Source organism: Falsiroseomonas sp. RANM36 (genome assembly GCF_056682175.1).
The window spans coordinates 170568-171701 of the sequence record NZ_JBWXTD010000002.1 but is presented as its reverse complement, the minus strand read 5'-3'; the positions used below and the strand labels follow the sequence as shown (position 1 = coordinate 171701).

General features: G+C 71.6%; 1 protein-coding gene. It reads right to left on the bottom strand.

All coding sequences use genetic code 11. The annotated features are described in order from the left end of the window. Positions 1-97 precede the first annotated feature (97 nt). Entirely contained in the window at positions 98-1039 is a 942-nt protein-coding gene (locus tag AC1MIR_RS01710) for an ABC transporter permease (protein ID WP_480026459.1), read from the bottom strand. Between the last annotated feature and the right edge of the window lie 95 nt (positions 1040-1134).

Genomic DNA, 1134 nt, shown 5'->3' with positions numbered 1-1134 from the left:
GGGGGGGGGGGGGCCCCGGGTGCGGGGGGGGGGGTGGGCGGCCCCCGCCGGGGGGGGGGGGGGGGGGGCCCCCCCCCGCCCGGGGAGACGAGCGTGCTCAATACCGGATCCTCGGGTCGAACAGGGTGTAGAGCAGGTCGATGGCGAGATTCACCAGCACGTAGACGAAGCTGAACAGCAGCACGACGCCCTGGATCACCGGGTAGTCGCGCCGCAGGATCGCATCCACAGTCAGCCTGCCGAGGCCGGGGATGGCGAAGACGCTCTCGGTCACGACCGCGCCGCCGATCAGCAGCGCGATGCCGATGCCGATGACGGTCACGATCGGCACCGCGGCGTTCTTCAGCGCGTGCATGAACAGGATGGATCGCTGGCCGACGCCCTTGGCCCGCGCGGTGCGGATGTAGTCCTGCTGCAGCACCTCGAGCATGGTGGCGCGCGTGATGCGCGCGATCAGCGCGATATAGACCGATCCGAGCGCGATCGCGGGCAGCACCAGGTTCTCGAGCCAGGGCCAGAACCCCTCCGAGAAGGGCGTGTAGCCCTGCACCGGCAGCAGGTCCCATTCCAGCGCGAAGTAGTAGGCCAGCAGGTAGCCGACCACGAAGACCGGCACCGAGAAGCCGAGCACGGCGAAGGCCATCACCGCGCGGTCGATCAGCGTGCCCTGCTTCCAGGCCGCGACGACGCCCATCGGCACGGCGATGCTGATCGCCAGCACCAGCGTGACCACCATCAGCGACAGCGTCGGCTCGATGCGCTGGGCGATCATCGTGCTGACCGGCAGGTTGGTGAAGATGGAGACGCCGAGGTCGCCGCGCAGGATGTCCCAGACCCAGGCGCCGAAGCGCACCAGATAGGGACGGTCCAGGCCGAGGCTCTCGCGGATGCGCTCGACATCCTGCGGCGTCGCCTGGTCGCCGGCGATGACCGCCGCCGGGTCGCCGGGCGCGATGTAGAGAAGGGAGAACACGAACAGCGCCACCACCGCCATGACGGGGATGGTCGCCAGCACGCGCCGGACGACGTAAGCGAACATCTAGATCCTGCCTGCCATGCGGGGGGGGGGGGGGGGGGGCGGCCCCCCCCCCCCCCCCCCCCCCCCCCCCCCCCCCCCCCCCCCCCCCCCGCCCC

Excerpts from the sequence above, each read along its gene's own strand:
- AC1MIR_RS01710 (WP_480026459.1), bottom strand. The coding sequence starts at position 1,039 with ATGTTCGCTTACGTCGTCCGGCGCGTGCTGGCGACCATCCCCGTCATG.